Source organism: Streptomyces sp. Pv4-95 (genome assembly GCF_045782725.1).
In the GTDB taxonomy this organism is placed as follows: domain Bacteria; phylum Actinomycetota; class Actinomycetes; order Streptomycetales; family Streptomycetaceae; genus Streptomyces.
Genome location: NZ_CP127172.1, coordinates 3,932,286 through 3,951,585, shown reverse-complemented (window position 1 = coordinate 3,951,585; position 19,300 = coordinate 3,932,286). Strand labels below are relative to the sequence as shown.

16 protein-coding genes are annotated in these 19,300 nt (G+C 73.3%); 10 read left to right on the top strand and 6 right to left on the bottom strand.

Translation table 11 applies throughout. The features are described 5' to 3' along the window. The first annotated feature begins 108 nt into the window (after positions 1-108). The 3 genes from QOM21_RS17295 (at position 109) to QOM21_RS17285 (ending at position 3,458) form a co-directional block, all read left to right on the top strand. The gene (locus QOM21_RS17295; protein WP_407551132.1) at positions 109-984 is read left to right on the top strand and encodes a helix-turn-helix domain-containing protein; all 876 of its coding nucleotides are present in this window, start codon (positions 109-111) and stop codon (positions 982-984) included. Between the two features lie 260 nt (positions 985-1,244). After that, positions 1,245-1,853: a carbonic anhydrase gene (locus QOM21_RS17290; protein WP_407551130.1), complete on the top strand. Its 609-nt coding sequence runs from the start codon at positions 1,245-1,247 to the stop codon at positions 1,851-1,853. 72 nt (positions 1,854-1,925) lie between these two features. After that, positions 1,926-3,458, top strand: coding sequence for a SulP family inorganic anion transporter (locus QOM21_RS17285; protein ID WP_407551128.1), 1,533 nt, complete (start codon positions 1,926-1,928; stop codon positions 3,456-3,458). A 94-nt stretch (positions 3,459-3,552) separates the two neighbouring features. Here QOM21_RS17285 and rocD read toward each other — a convergent pair whose 3' ends face one another. The 3 genes from rocD to QOM21_RS17270 all read right to left on the bottom strand — a co-directional run bounded on the left by rocD (position 3,553) and on the right by QOM21_RS17270 (position 6,423). Next, on the bottom strand, positions 3,553-4,815 hold the full coding sequence (gene rocD / locus QOM21_RS17280) for an ornithine--oxo-acid transaminase (protein WP_407551126.1): 1,263 nt from the start codon (positions 4,813-4,815) through the stop codon (positions 3,553-3,555). Next, positions 4,815-5,657, bottom strand: a complete 843-nt coding sequence (gene ddaH, locus QOM21_RS17275) for a dimethylargininase (protein ID WP_407551124.1) — start codon at positions 5,655-5,657, stop codon at positions 4,815-4,817. Before ddaH ends, rocD begins: the two co-directional genes overlap by 1 nt. Positions 5,658-5,916: 259 nt before the next feature. Further along, on the bottom strand, positions 5,917-6,423 hold the full coding sequence (locus QOM21_RS17270; protein WP_407551122.1) for an Lrp/AsnC family transcriptional regulator: 507 nt from the start codon (positions 6,421-6,423) through the stop codon (positions 5,917-5,919). A 363-nt stretch (positions 6,424-6,786) separates the two neighbouring features. Here QOM21_RS17270 and QOM21_RS17265 point away from each other — a divergent pair, with 363 nt between their 5' ends. Further along, positions 6,787-7,569 (top strand): GntR family transcriptional regulator, encoded by a 783-nt coding sequence (locus QOM21_RS17265; protein ID WP_407551120.1) that lies wholly within the window; start codon positions 6,787-6,789, stop codon positions 7,567-7,569. Then, entirely contained in the window at positions 7,569-9,212 is a 1,644-nt protein-coding gene (locus QOM21_RS17260; protein WP_407551119.1) for an MFS transporter, read from the top strand. The genes QOM21_RS17265 and QOM21_RS17260 overlap by 1 nt, the downstream gene beginning before the upstream one ends. Before the next feature lie 76 nt (positions 9,213-9,288). Here QOM21_RS17260 and QOM21_RS17255 read toward each other — a convergent pair whose 3' ends face one another. Beyond that, complete coding sequence (locus tag QOM21_RS17255) at positions 9,289-11,028, bottom strand: amidohydrolase family protein (RefSeq protein WP_407551117.1); 1,740 nt, start codon at positions 11,026-11,028, stop codon at positions 9,289-9,291. Positions 11,029-11,555: 527 nt separating this feature from the next. On the opposite strand from QOM21_RS17255, the gene QOM21_RS17250 reads away from it, so the two are divergent. The 3 genes from QOM21_RS17250 to QOM21_RS17240 all read left to right on the top strand — a co-directional run bounded on the left by QOM21_RS17250 (position 11,556) and on the right by QOM21_RS17240 (position 15,708). Further along, positions 11,556-12,446: a RimK family alpha-L-glutamate ligase gene (locus QOM21_RS17250; RefSeq protein WP_407551115.1), complete on the top strand. Its 891-nt coding sequence runs from the start codon at positions 11,556-11,558 to the stop codon at positions 12,444-12,446. Continuing rightward, on the top strand, positions 12,443-13,357 hold the full coding sequence (locus QOM21_RS17245; RefSeq protein ID WP_407551113.1) for a RimK family alpha-L-glutamate ligase: 915 nt from the start codon (positions 12,443-12,445) through the stop codon (positions 13,355-13,357). Before QOM21_RS17250 ends, QOM21_RS17245 begins: the two co-directional genes overlap by 4 nt. 101 nt (positions 13,358-13,458) lie before the next feature. Further along, entirely contained in the window at positions 13,459-15,708 is a 2,250-nt protein-coding gene (locus tag QOM21_RS17240) for a terpene synthase family protein (protein ID WP_407551111.1), read from the top strand. Positions 15,709-15,756: 48 nt separating this feature from the next. Here the strand turns inward: QOM21_RS17240 and QOM21_RS17235 are convergent, their stop codons facing one another. Continuing rightward, positions 15,757-16,482: a flavodoxin family protein gene (locus tag QOM21_RS17235; protein ID WP_407551109.1), complete on the bottom strand. Its 726-nt coding sequence runs from the start codon at positions 16,480-16,482 to the stop codon at positions 15,757-15,759. 228 nt (positions 16,483-16,710) lie between these two features. On the opposite strand from QOM21_RS17235, the gene QOM21_RS17230 reads away from it, so the two are divergent. Both QOM21_RS17230 and QOM21_RS17225 read left to right on the top strand, forming a co-directional pair. Beyond that, positions 16,711-17,487 (top strand): E3 ubiquitin ligase family protein, encoded by a 777-nt coding sequence (locus QOM21_RS17230; RefSeq protein ID WP_407551107.1) that lies wholly within the window; start codon positions 16,711-16,713, stop codon positions 17,485-17,487. A gap of 173 nt (positions 17,488-17,660) precedes the next feature. Further along, positions 17,661-18,446 (top strand): Fpg/Nei family DNA glycosylase, encoded by a 786-nt coding sequence (locus tag QOM21_RS17225; RefSeq protein ID WP_407551106.1) that lies wholly within the window; start codon positions 17,661-17,663, stop codon positions 18,444-18,446. A gap of 42 nt (positions 18,447-18,488) precedes the next feature. On the opposite strand, the gene QOM21_RS17220 is transcribed toward QOM21_RS17225, so the two are convergent. Further along, positions 18,489-19,280: a hypothetical protein gene (locus QOM21_RS17220; RefSeq protein ID WP_407551104.1), complete on the bottom strand. Its 792-nt coding sequence runs from the start codon at positions 19,278-19,280 to the stop codon at positions 18,489-18,491. Positions 19,281-19,300 lie beyond the last annotated feature (20 nt).

Here is a 19,300-nt window from a genome sequence, read left to right as displayed (position 1 = left end):
GGTCACAGGCCCGGCCAAGGCCCCGTTGTACCTATGCACGGCGTTCCTACCACTGCCAGGACCACCCTGGCGAAGCCCGTTCCGCGCTGCCGGACGCATACTGCCGTCATGGACCGGAGCACCGAATTGAGCGAGTTCCTGCGCTCCCGGCGGGCCCGGTTGCGGCCCGCGGACGTCGGGCTGCCGGAGCACGGCGGGCGGCGCCGGGTGCCGGGACTGCGGCGCGAGGAGCTGGCGCAGCTCGCCGGGGTGAGTGTCGCGTATTACATCCGCCTGGAACAGGGCCGCGGCCGAAACGTCTCGGCCGCCGTCCTGGACGCCGTCGGCACCGCGCTGCGGCTGACCGGCGCCGAGCGTGACCACCTCACTCACCTGGCCCGCCCGGTCTCGCGGCGGGTGCGGCCGTCCGGCAGGTCCGGGGGTGGCTGCGGCGGTGCCACGGTCCGGGTGCGGCCCGCCGTGCAGCAGCTCATCGACGCGATGGAGGGCGTCCCGGCCTGCGTCGTCGGCCCGCGGCTGGACGTCCTCGGCTGGAACCGGCTCTCCCTCGCACTCCTCGGTGACTTCTCCGCGCTGCCGCGGGACCGGCCCAACCTGGCCCGGCACGTCTTCCTCGATCCCGCCGCGCGCTATCTGTACGACGACTGGGCGGCCAAGGCCGCCGACGTCGTCGGCTATCTGCGGCGGGACGCGGGGCGCTGTCCCGAGGACCCCGAACTGGCCTCGCTGATCGCCGAACTGTCGCTCAGGAGCGGCGAGTTCCGTCGGCTGTGGGCCGCGCACGAGGTCCGGGACAAGGGCTTTGGCGTCAAGGTGCTCCACCATCCGCTGGTCGGACGGCTGACGCTGGCGTACGAGGTCCTGGCGCTGCCCGCCGACCCCGGTCAGCAGCTGTTCACCTATCACGCCCAGCCGGCGTCGCCGTCGGCCGCGGCGCTGCGGCGGCTTGCGGCGGCGCCGTCCGGGGCCACGGCCCGGGTCTGACGGGAAAAGGCGGGGGTCACGCCGCCGTGCCGGCCGGGTCCGGGAGGGGGAGGGGCGGCCGTGGGGGAAGCCGTCTTCAGCTTCGCTTAAGGATCACTACGTCATGGTGACCACAGGTGCTCGCCGAGCGCCTGACGGCCGCGGGAGTACCCCGCGCCGGGTGTGGCATCGCCCCGTCAGCGTCGACGTGGCGGCCGTGCCACCCCTTGACCCGACCACACCACGCGCCCGTCAGGGCGAGTAGGAGGCAGGCCACCACCATGCAGCAACTCACCGCCCACGCCCGTACGTTCGAGCGCCGCTGCGCCGAGCGCCGCGAGGACTTCGAGAGGTTCGAAGCGGGGCAGTCACCGCAGGCCCTGTTCATCACGTGCTCCGACAGCCGTGTCGTGCCCGCACTGATCACCGGGGCGGGCCCCGGCGACCTCTTCGAGCTGCGCACCGCGGGCAACATCGTCCCCGAGTACAGCGAACAGCGCCCCGCGGGCGAGACGGCGACCATCGAGTACGCGGTGCGTGTCCTGGGCGTGCGGCACATCATCGTCTGCGGCCACTCCCACTGCGGTGCGGTCGGCGCCGTGGTGCGCGGCGACGACCTCAGCGGCGCGCCGGCGATCCGGGGCTGGCTCGACAGTGCCGCTCCGGAGCAGCTGCGCGACGCGGGCGCCGGGTGGGCGGGTGCCGGGCCCGATCTCGCCGAGGCCGTCCAGCGGCACGCCGTTGCGCAGGGCGAACGGCTGCGGGCCTACCCGTGCGTACGGGAGGCGATGGACGCCGGGCGGCTGACGCTGGACGTCTGGTTCTACGAGGTGCACACGGGTGCCGTGCGCAGCCACCGGCCGGAGACGGGGGCCTTTCAGCCGCTGTAGCGGCGGCCGCGCCCGCCTGCGGCGCGCCGCCCCGATCCGCCCCCTCACCGTCCCGGAGGAACCGGAGTTTCCATGATCGCCTCAGGTAAGACCCCCATACCGAAGTTCTCCCTGCCGAAGTTCTCCCCGCCCAGCCCCGACACGCTGCGGCGTGATGTCCTCGCCTCGCTCGTCGTCTTCCTCGTCGCCGTCCCGCTGTGTGTGGGTGTCGCCGTCGCGTCCGGCGTACCCGCCGAACTCGGGCTGATCACCGGCATCGTCGGCGGTCTCGTCGTCGGCGCGCTGCCGGGCAGTTCCTTCCAGGTCAGCGGGCCCGCGGCCGGACTGACCGTCCTTGTCCACGAGGCCGTGCAGCAGTACGGGCTCGCGTCGCTCGGTGCCATCGTGCTCGCCGCGGGTGTGCTGCAGATCGCCCTCGGGGCGCTGCGCTTCGGCCGGTGGTTCCGGGCGATATCCGTCGCCGTGGTGCAGGGGATGCTGGCCGGTATCGGCCTCATCCTCGTCTTCGGCCAGGTCTACGCCATGGCCGACGTCGCGCAGCCCGGCAGCGGACCGGCGAAGATCGCCGGGCTCCCCGGGCTCGCCGCCGAGCTGGTCAGCAGCCCGCAGGCGGCCACCGCGTTCGCCGTCGGGGCCGGCACCCTCGGCCTGCTCCTGCTGTGGAAGTGGATGCCCGAGAAGGTCCGCAAGGTGCCGGGCCCGCTGGCCGCCATCGCCGTCGCCACCGCCGTGACGGCCGTGTTCGGACTGCCGATCGCGAAGGTGGAGGTGCACGGTCTGCTGGAGTCCATCCAGCCGCCGGGGCTCGGCGAACTCGGCGGTCTCGCCGGGCTGTCCATCCTCGGCACGGTGCTCGCCTTCACCCTCATCGCCTCCGCCGAGAGCCTCTTCAGCGCCGCCGCGGTGGACCGGATGACCGACGGGGCGCGGACCGACTACGACAAGGAGCTGATGGCGCAGGGTGCGGGCAACGCCCTCTGCGGTGTGCTCGGCGCGCTGCCGATGACCGCGGTGATCGTGCGCAGTGCCACCAACGTCCAGGCCGGTGCCCGCACCAAGCTCTCGCGCATCCTGCACGGTGTCTGGCTGCTGCTGTTCGCGGCGCTGCTGCCGGCCGCGCTCGGCGTCGTCCCGCTCGCGGCGCTCGCGGCCGTGCTGGTGCACGCCGGGGTGAAGCTGGTGCCGGGCCGACAGCTGGTGTCGATGTGGCGGGAGCATCGCGGAGAGGCGGTGATCCTCGTGATCACCACGGGCGCCATCGTCGTCGCCAACATGTTCGAGGGCGTGCTCCTCGGGCTGCTGCTCGCCGTCGTCAAGACCGCCTGGGAGACCTCCCATGTGCAGGTGGACGTACGGGAGTTGACCGGCGGGCGGATCATCGTCGCGCTCACCGGCAATGCGACGTTCCTGCGACTGCCCAAGATCCTGGACGCGCTGGAGGAGTTGCCCCGGGACAAGCCCGTCGAACTGGACCTGACGGAGCTGCGGCACCTGGACCATGCCTGCCGTACCGCCCTGGACGGCTGGGCCGCGCAGCACAACGGCGCCGAGCCGGTGCCCGCGGCCCCGGTGGCCACGGCGGGGGCGGGCCGCGCCGCCGGGTAGCCGGAGCCGGCCCCGGAGTGGTCCTGCGCTCCGGAGCGCGCCGGCCTCCCGGCCGTGTGCGGCGGCCTTCCCGGCCGCCGCACACAGCACGAGGTCAGTTCAGGGCCCGCTCCAGCCCGCCCAGCGCCGACTCCAGCTCCTCGCGGGTGATGGTCAGCGGCGGCGCGAGGCGGATCGTGGACCCGTGGGTGTCCTTGGCCAGGATCCCTTCGCGAAGCAGCCGTTCACTGATCTCGCGGCCGGTGCCGAGCGCCGGGTCGATGTCGACGCCGGCCCACAGGCCGCGTGCGCGGAAGCCCGTGACGCCCTTGCCGGTCAGCGCGGTCAGCCCGGTGCGGAGCACCTCGCCGAGCTCGGTCGCCCGGCGCTGGAACTCGCCGGTGGCCAGCAGCTCGATGACCGCGGAACCGACCGCCGCCGCCAGCGGGTTGCCGCCGAAGGTGGAGCCGTGCTGGCCGGGGCCGAGGACACCGAGCACCTCGCGGCGGGCGACGACCGCGGAGACGGGGACGATGCCGCCGCCGAGCGCCTTGCCCAGCAGCAGCACGTCCGGGACCACCGACTCGTGGTCGACGGCCAGCGTGCGACCGGTCCGCCCGAGGCCGGACTGGATCTCGTCCGCGATGAACAGGCACCCGGCACGCCGCGTCACCTCGCGTACGCCGCTGAGGTAGCCGTCGTCGGGGATGACCACCCCGGCCTCGCCCTGGATGGGCTCGATCAGGACCGCGGCCGTGGTCTCGTCCACGGCCGCCTCCAGCGCGGCGAGGTCGTTGTAGGGCACCACGCGAAAGCCCGGCGCGAAGGGGCCGAAGCCGGCACGCGCGGTCTCGTCGTTGGAGAAGCCGACGATGGTGGTGGTCCGGCCGTGGAAGTTGTCCGCGGCCACCACGATCGTGGCCCGGTCGGCGGGCACGCCCTTGACGTCGTACGCCCACTTGCGGGCGACCTTGATGCCGCTCTCCACCGCTTCGGCGCCGGTGTTCATCGGCAGCACCATGTCCAGGCCGGTGAGTTCGGCGAGGTCCTCGGCGAAGCCGGCGAGGCGGTCGTGGTGGAAGGCGCGCGAGGTGAGCGTGAGCTGATCGAGCTGGCGGTGCGCGGCCTCGATCAGCGCGGGGTGGCGGTGGCCGAAGTTGAGGGCGGAGTAGCCGGCCAGCATGTCGAGGTAGCGGCGTCCCTCGACATCCTCGACCCAGACGCCTTCCGCGCGGGCGACGACCACCGGCAGCGGGTGGTAGTTGTGCGCGAGGACGGGTGCCTCCGCGCGGATCACCTCCGCCGACGAGCGGGGCGTGCCGGAGGCACCGGGCCCGCCGGTGGCGGCGGAGGTGACGGTCTCGGTGGGAGCGGTCATCAGCGGATCTCCTGGGTGCAGCACTTGATGCCGCCGCCGGCCTTGTGGAACTCCGACAGGTCGACGGGGACGGGGACGTAGCCGCGGTCGGTGAGCTGGTCGATGAGGCCGACCGCGGCCGGGGCGATGAAGACATGGCGGCCGTCGGAGACGGAGTTGAGGCCGAAGGCCATCGCGTCCTCGCGGGTGGCGATCACCGCGTCCGGGAACAGCCGGCGCAGCACCTCGCGGCTGCCGGAGGAGAAGGCCCCCGGGTAGTAGGCGATGTTCGCCGCGGGACGCGGACCGCCGGCCTCGTCGCGGGGCCCGCCCGCGCCCGGGTCGTCGAGGACGAACAGCGCGGTGTCCAGGTGGTAGAAGTACGGGTCCACCAGCTGGAGGCCGATCGTCGGTACGCCGAAGAACTCCTGCACCTCGGCATGGGCCGCCCGGGTGGTGCGAAAGCCCGTCCCGGCGAGGAGGAAGGGACCGGCCGGCGCGAGGTCGCCCTCGCCCTCGCACAGCTCCTCGGGACGGTAGACGTCGTACCCCGCCGCCTTGAACCACGTCTCGTACTCCGTGGACTCCGGACGACGCTCGGGGGCGTGGAACCGCGAGCCGAAGACCCGGCCGGCCAGGACCAGGGCCGAGTTCGCGGCGAAGACCATGTCGGGCAGGCCGGCGACCGGTGGCACCGTCTCCACCGTGTGGCCGTGCTCGCGGTAGGCGCGGACCAGGGCCTCCCACTGGCGCCCCGCGAGTGCGGTGTCGACCTGCGCGTCCGGCCGCATCCACGGGTTGATGGCGTAGTGCACGGCGAAGTGCCGGGGCTCGCAGAGCAGATAGCGCCCCGGGCGTGCCACGCGGGGCGTCGTCGAAAGGCTCGTCGGCAAGGAAGGATCCCTTCGGTTCCGGCGGTGGGGCGGTGCGCGCGGAGGGTGCCGGGTTCGGCCGGATACCGGGGCGGGCGCACCGGCACCGGTCGAGCGCACCGGGGTCGGCGGTGGTGACCGGTGGTGACCGGAGGTATCCGGCACGTGGTCCACGGTAAAGATCGACGAAGCCGCCGGACAAGCGACAAACGCTGCGCGCAGGCGCAGGAATCCTGCGCAGTTCGGCCCCTCAGAGCAGGTTTGCTGCGCCACTCGAAGCGGAGGGCTGGCCCGCACCCGCCTCCGGGCTCTCCGGCAGCAGGTGGGACAGGACCATGTAGCTGATGGTCTTGCGGATGAACGGCTCGGCCCTGATGCGCTCCAGCACCTCTTCGAAGTGCTCCACATCGGTGGCCCGGACGTGCAGCAGCGCGTCGGCGCCGCCGGTCACGGTCATCGCGGCCGCGATCTCCGGATGGTTGCGCACGACCTCGGCGAGGCGGCGGGGTGGGGCGGCGCTGTCGCAGTACACCTCGACGTACGCCTCGGTGAGCCAGCCGAGCGCGGCGGGCCGGACGGTGGCGGTGAACCCCGTGATGACGTTGTTCTCGCGCATCCGGTCGACCCGGCGTTTGACGGCGGTGGCCGACAGGCCGATGGCCGCGCCGATCTCCGCGAAGCTCGTCCGGCCGTTCTCGATCAGTGCCGCAACGATCTTGCGGTCCAGCGCGTCGAACGGCGCGGTCTTGTTGGTCATCCGGCGACCCTCCTGTTCCCGCTCCGCGAGCGTGGGCTCTTCGCGCCGAGCGCCATCGGTCCGGAGTCGCCCCACGGTAGCGATATCCGGCACGGCGCCCGCGGGCCGCAACGCGCGGGCGGGGGACGGGCGCGGTGGCTCCCCGGCTCCCGTGCCGAGGGCCGCCGCGGCCGCCGGGCGGGCGCGGGGTGGGCGGCGGCTGGGCGGCGCAACCACCCCTGCCCGCCGCGAACCGCCAGGTCAGCAATCGATGCAGGTCACATGGGGTGGCGTAACCTCGCGGCAACATGGCTCGCCTAGCGTCTGCGGTCGACGGGCCGTTGGGGCCGTCGGCTCCGCGAGCCGTAGGAGCGAGGAGGGGCCATGGAGGATCCGATGCCGGGCGGCGCGCCCGGGGACGGGCTGACGCGGGCCGACCGGGCCCGGCGGGTGGCCCATGTCCTGCGCGGCCAGGTGCTGCGGGGTGCCTTCCCCTCGGGCGTGCTGCCCGACGAGCGGGACCTGGTGGCCGAGTTCGACACCTCCCGCAACACCGTCCGGGAGGCGCTGGGGCTCCTGCGTGACGAGGGGTTGGTGGTGCGCCGCCGGGGCGTGGGAACGGTCGTCGTCGGGCGGACCTACCAGCACCCGCTGGGGGAGCTGTCCGGCCTGGCCGAGGTGCTCCAACGGCACGGGACGGTCGTCAACGAGGTGCGCGCGGCCCGCACCGTCCGGCCGCCGCGCTCGGTCGCCCGCCGCCTGGAGCTGCCCGAGGGGAGCCCGGCGGTGTATCTGGAACGGCTGCGGAAGGTGGACGGCGCGCCGCTGTCCCTGGACTGCACCTACCTCATCCCCGAGGTGGGGGAGACGCTGCTGGCTCTCGCCCCGGACACGCTGGAGAACCACGACGTCTTCGACCTGATCGAGACGGCCGCCGGAGCGCCGCTCGGCAGGGCCGAGGTGTCGGTGCGGGCGGTGGTCGCCGACCCGGCGACCTGCGAGGTGCTCGCGATGCCGGAGGGCGGCGCGTTGCTCGCCGTCGACCGGCTCACCCGGCTCGCCGACGGCCGCCCCGCCGACCTGGAGTTCATCCATCTGCGGGGCGACCGGCTGACCCTGCACGCCACGCTCGACCGGGCCGGGAGCACCGACAGCCCGCTCCTGTGATGCCGTTACCCGGCCGCACGGCCCGCCGCCTCCGCCCCGCGGGGCCGGCCGGTGCCGCGGCGACCCCTGCCCTGGAGGTCTCGTTGGGGTTCACCGAGCCCGCATCCACGACCCGCGCCGAGCACGGAACGGCCACCGGGCCCGCGTCCCCCACCGGCGACGACGGCGACGGGGGCATGGGTACGGCCGGGCGCTCCGGGGTCCCGCGGCGCCCGGCGCGCACCTTCGCCCTGTGCCTGTGCGTCACCTTGGTCGTCGGCATGGTCTCCGCGGTCAACCTGGCCATCCCGGACCTCTCGGGCGGCAGCCTGCACGCCTCCGCGGAGGCCGTGGTGTGGGTCGTGGACGGCTACGTCGTCGTCTTCGCCTGCCTCCTGGTGCCCGCCGGAGCGCTCGCCGACCGCCGCGGGCGCAAGGGCACGCTGATGTGCGGCATGGGCGTCTTCGCGCTCGGCAGCGTGGTCTGCGCCCTCGCGCCGCATGTCGCGGTCCTGATCGCGGGGCGCATGATCGGCGGGGTCGGCGCGGCCGCCGTGCTGCCCACCACGCTCGCGCTGATGGTGGACGGCCTTGCGGACCGGCCACGACGAAGGGCCATCGCCATCTGGGCGTCCATGACGGGGCTCGCCGCCGTCCTGGGAAACGTGGGCGGCGGGGCGGCCATCGCGTACGGCACCTGGCGCACCCTGTTCCTCGCCCTGATCCCGCTCGCGCTCGTCGCCCTGCTGCTGGTCGCCGTTGCCGCCCCGGCTGCCGCGCGGCACCCGCGCCCGGCGGCGCCGCTCGGCAGCATCCTGTTGACCGGCGGCTTCCTGGCCCTGCTCTACGGCATCGTCTCCGGCCCGCAGGCGGGCTGGGCGAGCCCGGCCGTCCTGGGCGCCCTGGCCGTCGCGGTGCTGCTGCTGACCGCCTGGACGCGGCACGAACTGCGCGCCGCGCACCCGCTGCTGGACCCCAGGCTGCTGGCCCGCCCCGCCGTCCGGGCGGGCGCGGTGGGCATGGCCGTCCTGTTCACCGGCATGTTCGGGCTCTTCTACCTCAACGGCCAGTACCTGCAGTACGCCAAGGGCTTCGGGCCGTTCGGCGCGGGCCTGCGGCTGCTGCCGATGGCCGCGGCGCTCCTGGCCGGGCCGCGCTGCGGCCTGCTGCTGGAGCGGGTGTGCGGACGTCGCGGCACGGTCGTCGTGGGGATGCTCGTGCTGGCCTGCGGACTGTGCACGGTCTCCGCCGCCGACGCCCGCACCCCGTACGCGCTGTACGCCCTCGGCGCCGGCCTCACCGCGCTCGGCTGTGGCACGGCCACCCCGCTGCTGTCGCACGCCATGATGACCGCCCTGCCGGCCGACCACGCGGGCACCGGATCCGGACTGCAGAGCCTGGCAAGGGAGTTGGGCAGCGCCGTGGGTATCGCCGTCACCGGGACGCTCACCACGGCTGTCTTCACGGCCCGGCTGCCGGCGGCGCTCCGGGGCCCCGGGCACCCGACGACGGTCGCGGCGGCGCAGGCCCGCACGTCCGACCCGCGACTGCGGGCCGCGGTCGTCGACGCCTTCACCGCCGGCCTGCACACCGCGACCCTCGCCCTCGCCGCCGCCGTCGTGCTCACGGCGCTCCTCCTCGCCCGGTGGCTGCCACGCGAGTAGCTCCGTGTCAGTCCCGGGTCAGTGCCCCGTGGCGGCCTCCCGGCCGGGCAGGGCGCCGGGGGGCGCGTCACGGTCGCTACACGGGCTCGACGCGTTGCAGCTTCGCCCGGCGCACGACCTCGGGGGCGGTCTCCGCCACCCGCCGCACCAGCGCGGGTCCGTCCCAGTCCGGCGGCCAGCCCTGCCACAGGCGCAGCCGGCCGTTGACGACGACCGCGGTGATCTGGTCCCGGTTCGCCAGGCGGACGAGTTCCCAGCGCAGGTCCCAGGAGGGGGTGAGTTCGGGGACGGCGATGTCCACGACGAGGAAGTCGGCCGCCTTGCCCACGGCGATCTTCCCGGTCACCCGGCCCAGGCCGAGGGCGTCCGCGCTGCCCGCCGTCGCGTGCTCCAGCCACAGCTTCCCGGCCCCGCAGGAGGAGTCGCCCGCGCTCATGCCGTACGCCAGCCGCTGGGCCGTCTCGGCGGCGTCGATCATCCGGAAGCCGTCGCCCCGGGTGCCGTCGGTGCCGGTGCCGAAGCGCACGCCCATGGCGGCCAGCATGGTGGCGTGCGCAACGCCGTTGCCCTTCCAGGCGCTGGCCACCGGGTTGTAGCTGATCGCCGCGCCGGACTCGGCCAGCAGGCGCATCTCGTCGGGAGTGAGCAGGGTGGCGTGCGCGCCCAGGGTGTGCGGGCCGAGGGCGCCGATGTGGTGCAGATACTCGACGGGGCGGCGCCCGACGCTCTTCAAGGAGCGTTCCACGGAGGCGAGATGCTCGTTGACGTGGACCTGGAAGACCGCTCCGGCCTCGCCGCACAGCTTCGCCGTCTTCTTGATCACCTCGGCGGTCGCGTTCTCGGGCACGGCGATGGCCAGGGACGGGTGGATCAGCGGATGCCCGTCCCAGCGCCCGAGGTGCGCGGGTCCGCCCTTCCCATCAGCGACGATCTTGGACAGGACGCACCGGATGCCGGCTTCCTCGGTACCCTTGGCCACCGCGCCGACGTCCACCGGCGCGCGGGTCCCGGCGTCGGCGACGGTGGTGAAGCCGCCGCGCAGTGCCTCCAACGCGGCCAGTTTCGCCGAGAGGTAGGCGCTCTCCTCGTCCAGTGCATGCTCCAGCGGCTCCCAGACCGTCTTGAAGATCTCCGAAGGCTGCCCGAACGACTGGGCCTTGCCGAAGCTCTGGGTCAGATGGTGGTGGGCGTCGACGAAGCCCGGCATGAGCAGATGGCCGTCGAGGCGCACCGGGCGGAGCGCGGAGTGCCGGGCGAGGAGTTTGCGGGCCGGGCCGATCTCCCGGAACTTCGCGTCCTCCACGAGTACCGCGTGGTCCCGGACCGGCCCGTCCGGCAGCATCAGGATCTCCGGCACCAGCAGCTGCTTCTGTCCGCCGAACTGTTCCGGCCGCGGGGCGTGCGCCGTTTTGCCGCCGCCCGGCCCGGCCGCCGCCGGCGTACCGCCGGGGGTGGCCGCGGTGGCCGCGGCCCCGCCCGTACCGCTGGTCACCGAGGCGCCGAGCAGCCCGCCGGCGCCGGTCAGCCCCACCCCGACGAGGAATCCACGCCGCCCGACGCCGCCGCGGCGCTCACCCGACGGCTCGTCCCCGGCCGCCTCCGCGGCCCCGTCCCGTTCGTGCGCCGATGCGCGATCCGGTTCCTGTGCCGATTCCTGACCCGAAGGACCGGAATCCTGCCCGGGTTCCTGCGCCGTCTCCGGCCCCGCCGCCCGCCCCGAGCCCGTCGTCGGTTCCTGGTCCGGGCCCTCGCCCGGCGCCTCGGCCGGGTCCCGCCGCTCGTGCGGCATCCCTTGCTCGTGCCGTTCGTTCGCCAACCCGCTCGCCTGCTTCCGTACTTGTGTCCAGCCCACTGAGCACGTTCGTCTGCGGCGCCGTGGCGCGAGCAGCAGCGGGGTGCGCTGCGCACGCGGTGACGCCAGAAGCACCCGTGTACGAGGTCAGCCGCGCCGGGTGGCCCGACACTAGAACCACGGCCAGAAACGGAACAAGGCTTCCGACATACGGGATTCACCTGGTGGACGCGGGGGTGGCGCAGCTCCTTCCGGTGGGCGGAAGTGCCCTGGTCGCGGACCGGCCGGGGGTCGCCCGAGGTGGCGTAACCTCGCGGAAACATGGCGCCGCGTGCCTGGTGAGGGCCATATCGCGCCACCGGGACCCGCACGTCGGACGGGCACGGCCCACTCCGGCCGCACCCCCGCGGAAGCACACACACCGCCCTCTCCGCCGCTTGTCGCCGAACAAGGTGCAGACCGCAGCTTCCGGGTGATCGGCGCATAGGATCGCGAAGGGTCATGGATCCGCCGGACGGGCGGTGGACGTGCGGCGATACGAGGACGGACCGATGAGACTCTGCTTCCTGGTGGAGGAGCAGTACCGCTACGACGGCATGCCGCTGGACGTGATCCGCCAACTCACCGCCTGGGGACACCGGGTGGACGTCCTGCGGCCCGGTCGCTCGCTGCTGCGGATGTCGGAGGCGGTACGGGCCGGCAGCCATGACGCGTGGGTCCTCAAGACGGTCTCCGGCGGGCCGGGGCTGACGCTGTTAGAGGCTGCCGCTTCCGTCGGTCTGACCACGGTGAACGACGCACGGGCCATCCGCGGCGTACGCGACAAGGCGCTGGCCGCGGTGATCGCCCGCAGCCGGGGGCTGCCCGTCCCGGTCACCTACGCCGCGGCCCGTCCCGAGGAGTTCGCGGCGATACCCGAGGCGGACTTCCCCCTCGTGGTGAAGCCCGCCGACGGCAGCGCCGGGCGCGACGTCCGCCTCGTCGCGACCCCGGACCGGCTGAGCGACCCGGACGCCGGACCGGCCGGCGACGGCCTGCTCATCGCCCAGCCCTACGTCCCCAACTCCGGCACGGATCTCAAGGTGTACTGCGTCGACGGCGAGCTCTACGCCACCGAGCGCCGCTCCCCGCTGCATCCCGGCCGCGCGGTCCGCGAACGCCGGGTCCCCCTCACCCCCGAAGTCGCCCGGATCGCCGCCGAGATCGGCACGGTCTTCGGCCTCGACCTCTACGGCGCCGACATCCTGCTCGGCCCGGACGGCCCCGTCGTCGTCGACATCAACGACTTCCCCAGCTTCCGCCAGGTCCCCGACGCTGTCGCCCGGGTGTCCGCCGCCGTGCTGCGGCTCGCCCGCACCGGCACCGGGCGCCACATCCCCGCTCCCGCAGCCCCGTTCGCGATGCCCGGCCCGGCGCCGGCGGCGGTGGGCGGCGCCCGGTGAGGATCTGCCTGATCACGGCGGCCCCCGACCACCCCCTGCTGGCCGCCACCACCGCGCTGCTGACGCCCCGCCACCACGTCGAGTGGCTGGACCCGGAGACGTACGACGCTGCTCCCGGCGGGCGGCCCGGCAGCGGCGAACCGGCGGACGTCTACCTGCTGAAGTCCCGTACGCCGCGGGCGCTGGCCCTCGCCGCCGACCTGGAGCGGCGCGGCGCCCCGGTGCTCAACTCCGCGGCGGCGACCGCCCTGTGCCAGGACCGGGTCGCCATGGCCGAGCTGGCCCGCCGGGCCGGGCTGCCGTTCGCCGCCACCTCCGCCTCGGCCACGCTCACCGAGCTGGCCGAGGCCGGCGCACCGGCGGGCCCGCTGGTCGTCAAGAGCCGGCACAGCAGGCGCCACGATCTCGTGGCCCGGGTCGAGGGCGCCGCGGAGCTGCGGAAGCTGGCCGACGCCTGGCCGCAAGAGCCGGTGGTGGTACAGGAGTTCACCGCGAACAGCGGCTGGGACCACAAGCTGTGGGCGATCGACGGCCGGCTCTTCGCCGGGCTGCGCCGCTCGGAGCTCGCGCCGGACGGACGCGGGCCGACACTGCCGCTGCCGGTCGGTGACCTCCCCGCCGAATGGACCGCGGCGGTGCTCCGCGTCGGCGAGACGTTCGGGCTGGACGTCTACGGCGTGGACCTGCTGGATTCCGGCGGTGGCGCACCACTGATCGTGGACATCAACGCCTTCCCCGGCATCCGCGGCCAGGCCGGGGCGCCGGAGGCACTGGCGGACCTCGCCCTGCGCGCCGCCGAGGGAAGTGCCGTACGGCGCACGGCACTTCAAGGGCGGGACCGGACAGCCGCAGCTCGCCCGGATTCCGGGCCGCTCATATCAACATCCCGGCCCGGTAGCAAGCCCTCGTAAGGAGTGGGCTACCGCGAAGTGGCCACGGGTAGTGCTCCTGCGACCAGGGGGCGTTCCGCGATGCGCCGCGCCTCCGTACGTACCGGGAGAGGCCAGGAACGGTGACACAGCCATTCGAATTGCCGACCTTCTACACCCCGCATCCGGCGCGTTTGAACCCGCATCTGGAAGCGGCGCGTAAGCATTCGAAGGAGTGGGCCCGCGGCATGGGAATGCTGGAGGGCTCGAACATCTGGGACGAGAGCGACCTCGACGCCCACGACTACGCGCTGCTCTGCTCCTACACCCACCCCGATGCCCCTGAGCCGGCGCTCTCCTTGGTGACCGACTGGTACGTGTGGGTCTTCTTCTTCGACGACCACTTCCTGGAGAAGTTCAAGCGGACGCTGGACCGCAAGGGTGGCAAGGAATACCTCGACCGGCTGCCGTCCTTCATGCCGATGGACCTGTCCACCCCCGTGCCGGAGCCGACCAACCCGGTCGAGGCCGGGCTGGCCGATCTGTGGGCGCGCACCGTGCCGTCCATGTCCCTGGAATGGCGGGCCCGCTTCGCCGAGAGCACCGAGCACCTGCTCAACGAGTCGCTGTGGGAACTGTCCAACATCAACATCCACCGCGTGCCCAACCCCGTCGAGTACATCGAGATGCGCCGCAAGGTCGGCGGCGCGCCCTGGTCGGCCGGCCTGGTGGAGTACGCGACCGGCGCCGAGGTCCCCGCGGCCGTCGCCGACTCCCGCCCCCTGCGGGTCCTGAAGGACACGTTCTCCGACGGGGTGCACCTGCGCAACGACCTCTTCTCCTACCAGCGGGAGACCGAGGACGAGGGCGAGTTGAGCAACGGTGTCCTGGTGCTGGAGACGTTCCTTGGCTGCACCACCCAGGAGGCCGCGGACGCCGTCAACGACCTCATCACCTCACGGCTCCAGCAGTTCGAGAACACCGTCGTCACCGAACTCCCCTCCCTCTTCGTGGAGAAGGGCCTCGCCCCGCACGCCTGCGCCGATGTCCTCGCCTACGCCAAGGGACTCCAGGACTGGCAGTCCGGCGGCCACGAGTGGCACATGCGCTCCAGCCGCTACATGAACGGTGGCGGCTCGGCCGCCGACGGGCCTTCGGCGCCGTCGGCCGTGCCCTGGTCCCCCTTCTCGGTCGGCGGCATCGGCACGTCGGCCGCTGACCTGAAGACCGCGCTGCGCACGGCCGGTGACCAGCGCCTCCGCGGCCACACCCACGTGCCGTACCAGAAGGTCGGCCCGTCCGTGCTGCCGGACTTCGACATGCCGTTCACCGCCGCGCACAGCCCGCATCTGAACGCGGCCCGGCGCAACATCGTCGGCTGGTCGCACCGCATGGGCCTGCTCGTCGGCCAGCCCGGGGTGCCCTTCTCCGACGTCTGGGACGAGGATGCCCTGGTGAGGTACGACCTCCCCCTGTGCGCGGCCGGCCTGCACCCGGACGCCACCCTGGAGGAGCTGGACCTCAGCTCGCAGTGGCTGACCTGGGGCACCTACGGCGATGATTTCTACCCGGCGGTCTTCGGCCGGGCCCGTGATCTGGCCTCGGCCAAGGTGTGCACCGAGCGGCTCTCGCTGTTCATGCCCCTGGACTCCTCGACGCCCGTGCCGGAGCCGGTCAGCGCCCTGGAACGGGCGTTGGCGGACCTGTGGGCGCGCACCGCGGGGCCGATGTCCCCCGACGCGCGGTGCACCTTCCGGGCCGCGATCGACAAGATGACGGCCAGCTGGGTCTGGGAGCTGGAGGACCAGGCGCAGAACCGTATCCCCGACCCGGTCGACTACATCGAGATGCGCCGCGCGACCTTCGGCTCCGACCTCACGATGAGCCTCAGCCGTCTGGGGCACGGCCGCCAGGTGCCGCCGGAGATCTACCGCACCGGCCCGATGCGGGCCCTGGAGAACTCCGCCTCCGACTACGCCGCCCTGCTCAACGACGTCTTCTCGTACCAGAAGGAGATCGAGTACGAGGGCGAGGTCCACAACGGCATCCTCGTCGTGCAGAACTTCTTCGACTGCGACTACCCGACGGCGCTGGCCATCGTCCACGACCTGATGAAGTCCCGGATGCGCGAGTTCCAGCATGTCGCCGCCAACGAACTGCCCATCGTCTACGACGACTTCGACCTCTCGCCGGAGGCTCGCGAGATCCTCGACGGGTATGTGAAGGAACTGGAGAACTGGCTGTCCGGCATCCTCGTCTGGCACCGGGACTGCCGCCGCTACGGCGAGGCCGACCTGCGCCACACTCCGGGCACCCCGACGAGGATCACGGCACTGACCGGGCTCGGCACCTCCGCCGCGCGCGTGCTCCAGTCGGCCCTGAGCGCCGGGTAGTGGCCGCGCCCCGGCCCGCCGGAGCCGCCGGCGGCGGGCCGGGCCGGATCACCGGTGCTCGGGATTGGGCTGGTCTGAGCGGCAGCCCGCGTCCCACTGGGATCGCTGGTTGCCGTGTGCGGGGATGCCGCCGGCCTGCTTGAGCATGGCCGCCACGTGCAGCAGGTTCCAGGTCATGAAGGCCGCGTTGCGGTTGGTGAAGTCGTTCTCGGGGCCGCCGGAGCCCGGGTCCAGATAGGACGGGCCGGGGCCGGCCTCTCCGATCCACCCGGCGTCGGCCTGCGGAGGGATGGTGTAGCCGAGGTGCTGGAGGCTGTAGAGGATGTTCATGGCGCAGTGCTTGACGCCGTCCTCGTTGCCGGTGACGAGACAGCCGCCCACCCTGCCGTAATAGGCGTACTGCCCACGGTCGTTGAGCAGGCTGGAGCAGGCGTAGAGCCGCTCGATGAACCGCTTGGTCACGGAGCTGTTGTCGCCGAGCCAGATGGGGCCGCACAGCACGAGGATGTCCGCGGCCATGACCTGCCGGTGCAGCTGCGGCCAGGCGTCGGACTCCCATCCGTGCTCGGTCATGTCGGGCCAGACGCCGGTGGCGATGTCATGGTCGACGGCGCGCAGCACGCTGGTCGTGACGCCGTTCGCCGCCATCAGGGCGGCGCTCTTGTCGATCAGCCCCTCGGTGTTGCTGACCTCGGGAGAGCGCTTGAGCGTGCAGTTGACGAACAGGGCGCTCAGGTTGTCGTAGCGGTACGGAGCGGGGGGAACCGCGGCCATCGGGTGGCCTCCTCGGGCGAGCGGGGGAGTGTGCGCTCAGCCTGCTCCGGGAGGGCCCGGCGATCCACCTGACAGGCCGTATACGGGACTGAAGACACAAAGGGCAGGTATCGGGCGAAGGGGGTGGGCGGGAGCGGGGCGGCCCGCCCTCGTACAGGGGTGCCGCGCCGGCGGCGGGCCCGGGTAGGGTCACGCGATCGAGGGGGGTACACCACCCGGGGAGTTGCTGTGATCTGGATAGGTATCGCCGGTTTGGCCCTGGCGGCGGTGTGCGCGTACCTCGCGCGCGCCGCACACGCGCGCGCCCGCTCGATGGAGAGCGCCGAGACGCTGCCGGTGCGGGACCTGAGGTCACTGCACGAGGCGGCGGCCCAGGCCGCGGGCCCGGGCAACTTCCGCTACCGCTGCGAGGTCGCAGGACACGCGCGCCCGCACCGGGACGGTGCGCTGCGGTCCGAGCTGGAGGAGCTGGAGTGCGTCTGGCACCGGCACAAGATCTCCCGTAAGTACGAGGAGATCTACCGGGACGGCAACGGCAACCGGAAGCGCAGAACGCGCACCGACGTGCTCTCCGAGCACTCCAGCTCCACCGCGTTCTTCGTCGCGGACGCCACCGGCAAGGTAGCGGTGCACCCCGCCGGCCACGAGGTCGTCGGCGCGGAGAAGGTCCTCGACCGCTTCGACCCGGTCGCGGCGGGCGCCAACCGCCTCGAACTGGGCCCGCTCAGCCTGAACCTCGGCGGCGGCGACGGCACCCTGGGCTATCTGCGGGAGGAGTGGCTCGTCCGCCCCGGCAGCCGCTTCTACGTCCATGGCGAGGCCACCGACGCCGCAGGCCATCTGGCGATCGTGCCACCGGACGAGGGCGGCGCCTTCGTCCTGTCGGTCAAGTCCGAGAGGGAACTGCTGCGCGGCGAGAAGCACAAGGTGCTGGCCTACGGGCTGGGGACCGGGCTCGCGGCGGTGGTGGGCGCCGCGCTGATCGTGATCGGAGCCGTCCGGTGAGGCCCGGAGGCCAGGGGTTCCCCGGGCGCATCGACCGCGAAAAATCGCTCCTCCGCATCCCCCGTGGTATGCCTGAAAACACCTGAAAACATCGGTTCCGTCTACGCCCGGCCCGGAGGCGGGCCCGGCCCGTGGCGCCGTCGCCCGGCGCACGAGGATTGGCGGTCGACGTCATGCCCGAGCTGCCCGATGTCGAGGAGTTCCGCAGGATCCTGGAGTCCTGTGCGCAGGACCGGCGGATCGAGCGGGTCGAGGTGCGCGACGCGGGGGTGCTGCACGACGTGAGCGTGGGCCGTCTGCGCCGTGACCTGGAAGGCCGGACGTTCACCCGGCCCGAGCGGCACGGCAAGTGGCTGCTCGCCCGGACCGACGGCCCCACCGTGCTGCTGCACTTCGGTATGACCGGGGAGCTGCTGTGCTGCGCCCCCGAGGACCCGCCGCACGCCCACGACCGGGTCGTCCTCACCGTGGCGGGCGACCGGCAGCTCCGCTACCGCGACCTGCGCAAACTCAAGGGCCTGTGGCTGGCCGACGATGCCGGTGTCGCCCGCGTACTGGCCGATCAGGGGCCCGACGCGGCCACGGTGGACCGCGCCGCCTTCGACGAGGCGCTCGCCGGGCGGCGCGGCAGCCTCAAGTCCGTCCTGATGGACCAGTCGACGGTGGCCGGACTCGGCAATCTGCTCGTCGACGAGATCCTGTGGCGCGCCCGGCTGCACCCCGCACGGCCCGCCCGCGACCTCGCCGACGACGAGTACGGCCGGCTCCACACCGAAATGCAGGGCACGCTGGAGGAGGCGGTGAGCGCGGGCCGGGTGCCGTCCCTCGCGTCCTGGCTCACCGGCCACCGCGACGATACGGACGCGACCTGTCCGCGCTGCGGCGAACCCCTGGAGCACAGCCGGATCGCGGGACGCGGCACCGTGTGGTGCCCGCGATGCCAGCCGGAGGCGCCGTAACGGCTCACGGCGGCATGCGCGTTGTGGAAGGCGGGCGCCCGGTCAGCGGCGGGCGGGCCTGGCGGTGAGGTCCGTCGACGTCAGCGCGAAGAGGTCGCCGCCGCCCGGGGTGCTCACGACGCCGCTCCCGACGAGGTCCTTCGGGTGGGCGGCCAGGGGGTCTCCGGCGTACCACGCACCGTCCGCCATCTCCTCGGTCCAGCGCCGCCGGTGCGCCGGGTTCCGCGCCGACAGCAGCCCCGTCCACCGCTCACCGGCGCCACCGAACAGGCGGCCGGGTGCCGCTCCTTCCGCCGGCCCGGTCTTCCGCGGGGCGGTTTTGCGGAGCGACCCGGCCCCGGCCGGCTCGCCCTCCGCGTCGTCGAGCCGAAGCTGAACGGCCACGCCGTCGACGTCCTTGAAATGGGGGTTGCGGCGCGCGGCCGGGACCGGCTGCCACTCGTACGTTTCCAGGTCGCGCCGCATCCGTCCCAGGCAGCGCAGCGAGCCGACGCGGAGATACAGGAAGCAGAGGTAGACCAGGAACGTGATGCCTCCGTAGGGGCCGGTCACCTTGTCCGGGCGGCCGAGGCGGTCGGCCGCGCCCAGGACGCTCAGCGCGACGAACGAACCCAGCCACAGCACGGTCCAGAGCGTCAGACTCCCCCGCACCCGCCGCCGCAACCGCTTCCAGGCGGCCCGGGTCTCGGGGTGGTCGAAGGCGGTCCTGCCCGCGGACTGCCGACGGGTCTCCTCCCGGGCCGACTTGAGCCCGGCCTCGGCCCGCACCGCCTCGACACGTGAGGCGTCGTAGGAACGCCCGCCCACGGAGACCTGCGGTTCCCGCCCGTTCACGGATCCTCCCGGCATGCGGC

Bases quoted from the DNA above. Each gene is read 5' to 3' on its own strand.
- QOM21_RS17295 (WP_407551132.1), top strand. From the start codon at position 109: ATGGACCGGAGCACCGAATTGAGCGAGTTCCTGCGCTCCCGGCGGGCC.
- QOM21_RS17290 (WP_407551130.1), top strand. From the start codon at position 1,245: ATGCAGCAACTCACCGCCCACGCCCGTACGTTCGAGCGCCGCTGCGCC.
- QOM21_RS17285 (WP_407551128.1), top strand. From the start codon at position 1,926: ATGATCGCCTCAGGTAAGACCCCCATACCGAAGTTCTCCCTGCCGAAG.
- rocD (WP_407551126.1), bottom strand. From the start codon at position 4,815: ATGACCGCTCCCACCGAGACCGTCACCTCCGCCGCCACCGGCGGGCCC.
- QOM21_RS17270 (WP_407551122.1), bottom strand. From the start codon at position 6,423: ATGACCAACAAGACCGCGCCGTTCGACGCGCTGGACCGCAAGATCGTT.
- QOM21_RS17265 (WP_407551120.1), top strand. From the start codon at position 6,787: ATGGAGGATCCGATGCCGGGCGGCGCGCCCGGGGACGGGCTGACGCGG.
- QOM21_RS17260 (WP_407551119.1), top strand. From the start codon at position 7,569: ATGCCGTTACCCGGCCGCACGGCCCGCCGCCTCCGCCCCGCGGGGCCG.
- QOM21_RS17250 (WP_407551115.1), top strand. From the start codon at position 11,556: ATGAGACTCTGCTTCCTGGTGGAGGAGCAGTACCGCTACGACGGCATG.
- QOM21_RS17235 (WP_407551109.1), bottom strand. From the start codon at position 16,482: ATGGCCGCGGTTCCCCCCGCTCCGTACCGCTACGACAACCTGAGCGCC.
- QOM21_RS17225 (WP_407551106.1), top strand. From the start codon at position 17,661: ATGCCCGAGCTGCCCGATGTCGAGGAGTTCCGCAGGATCCTGGAGTCC.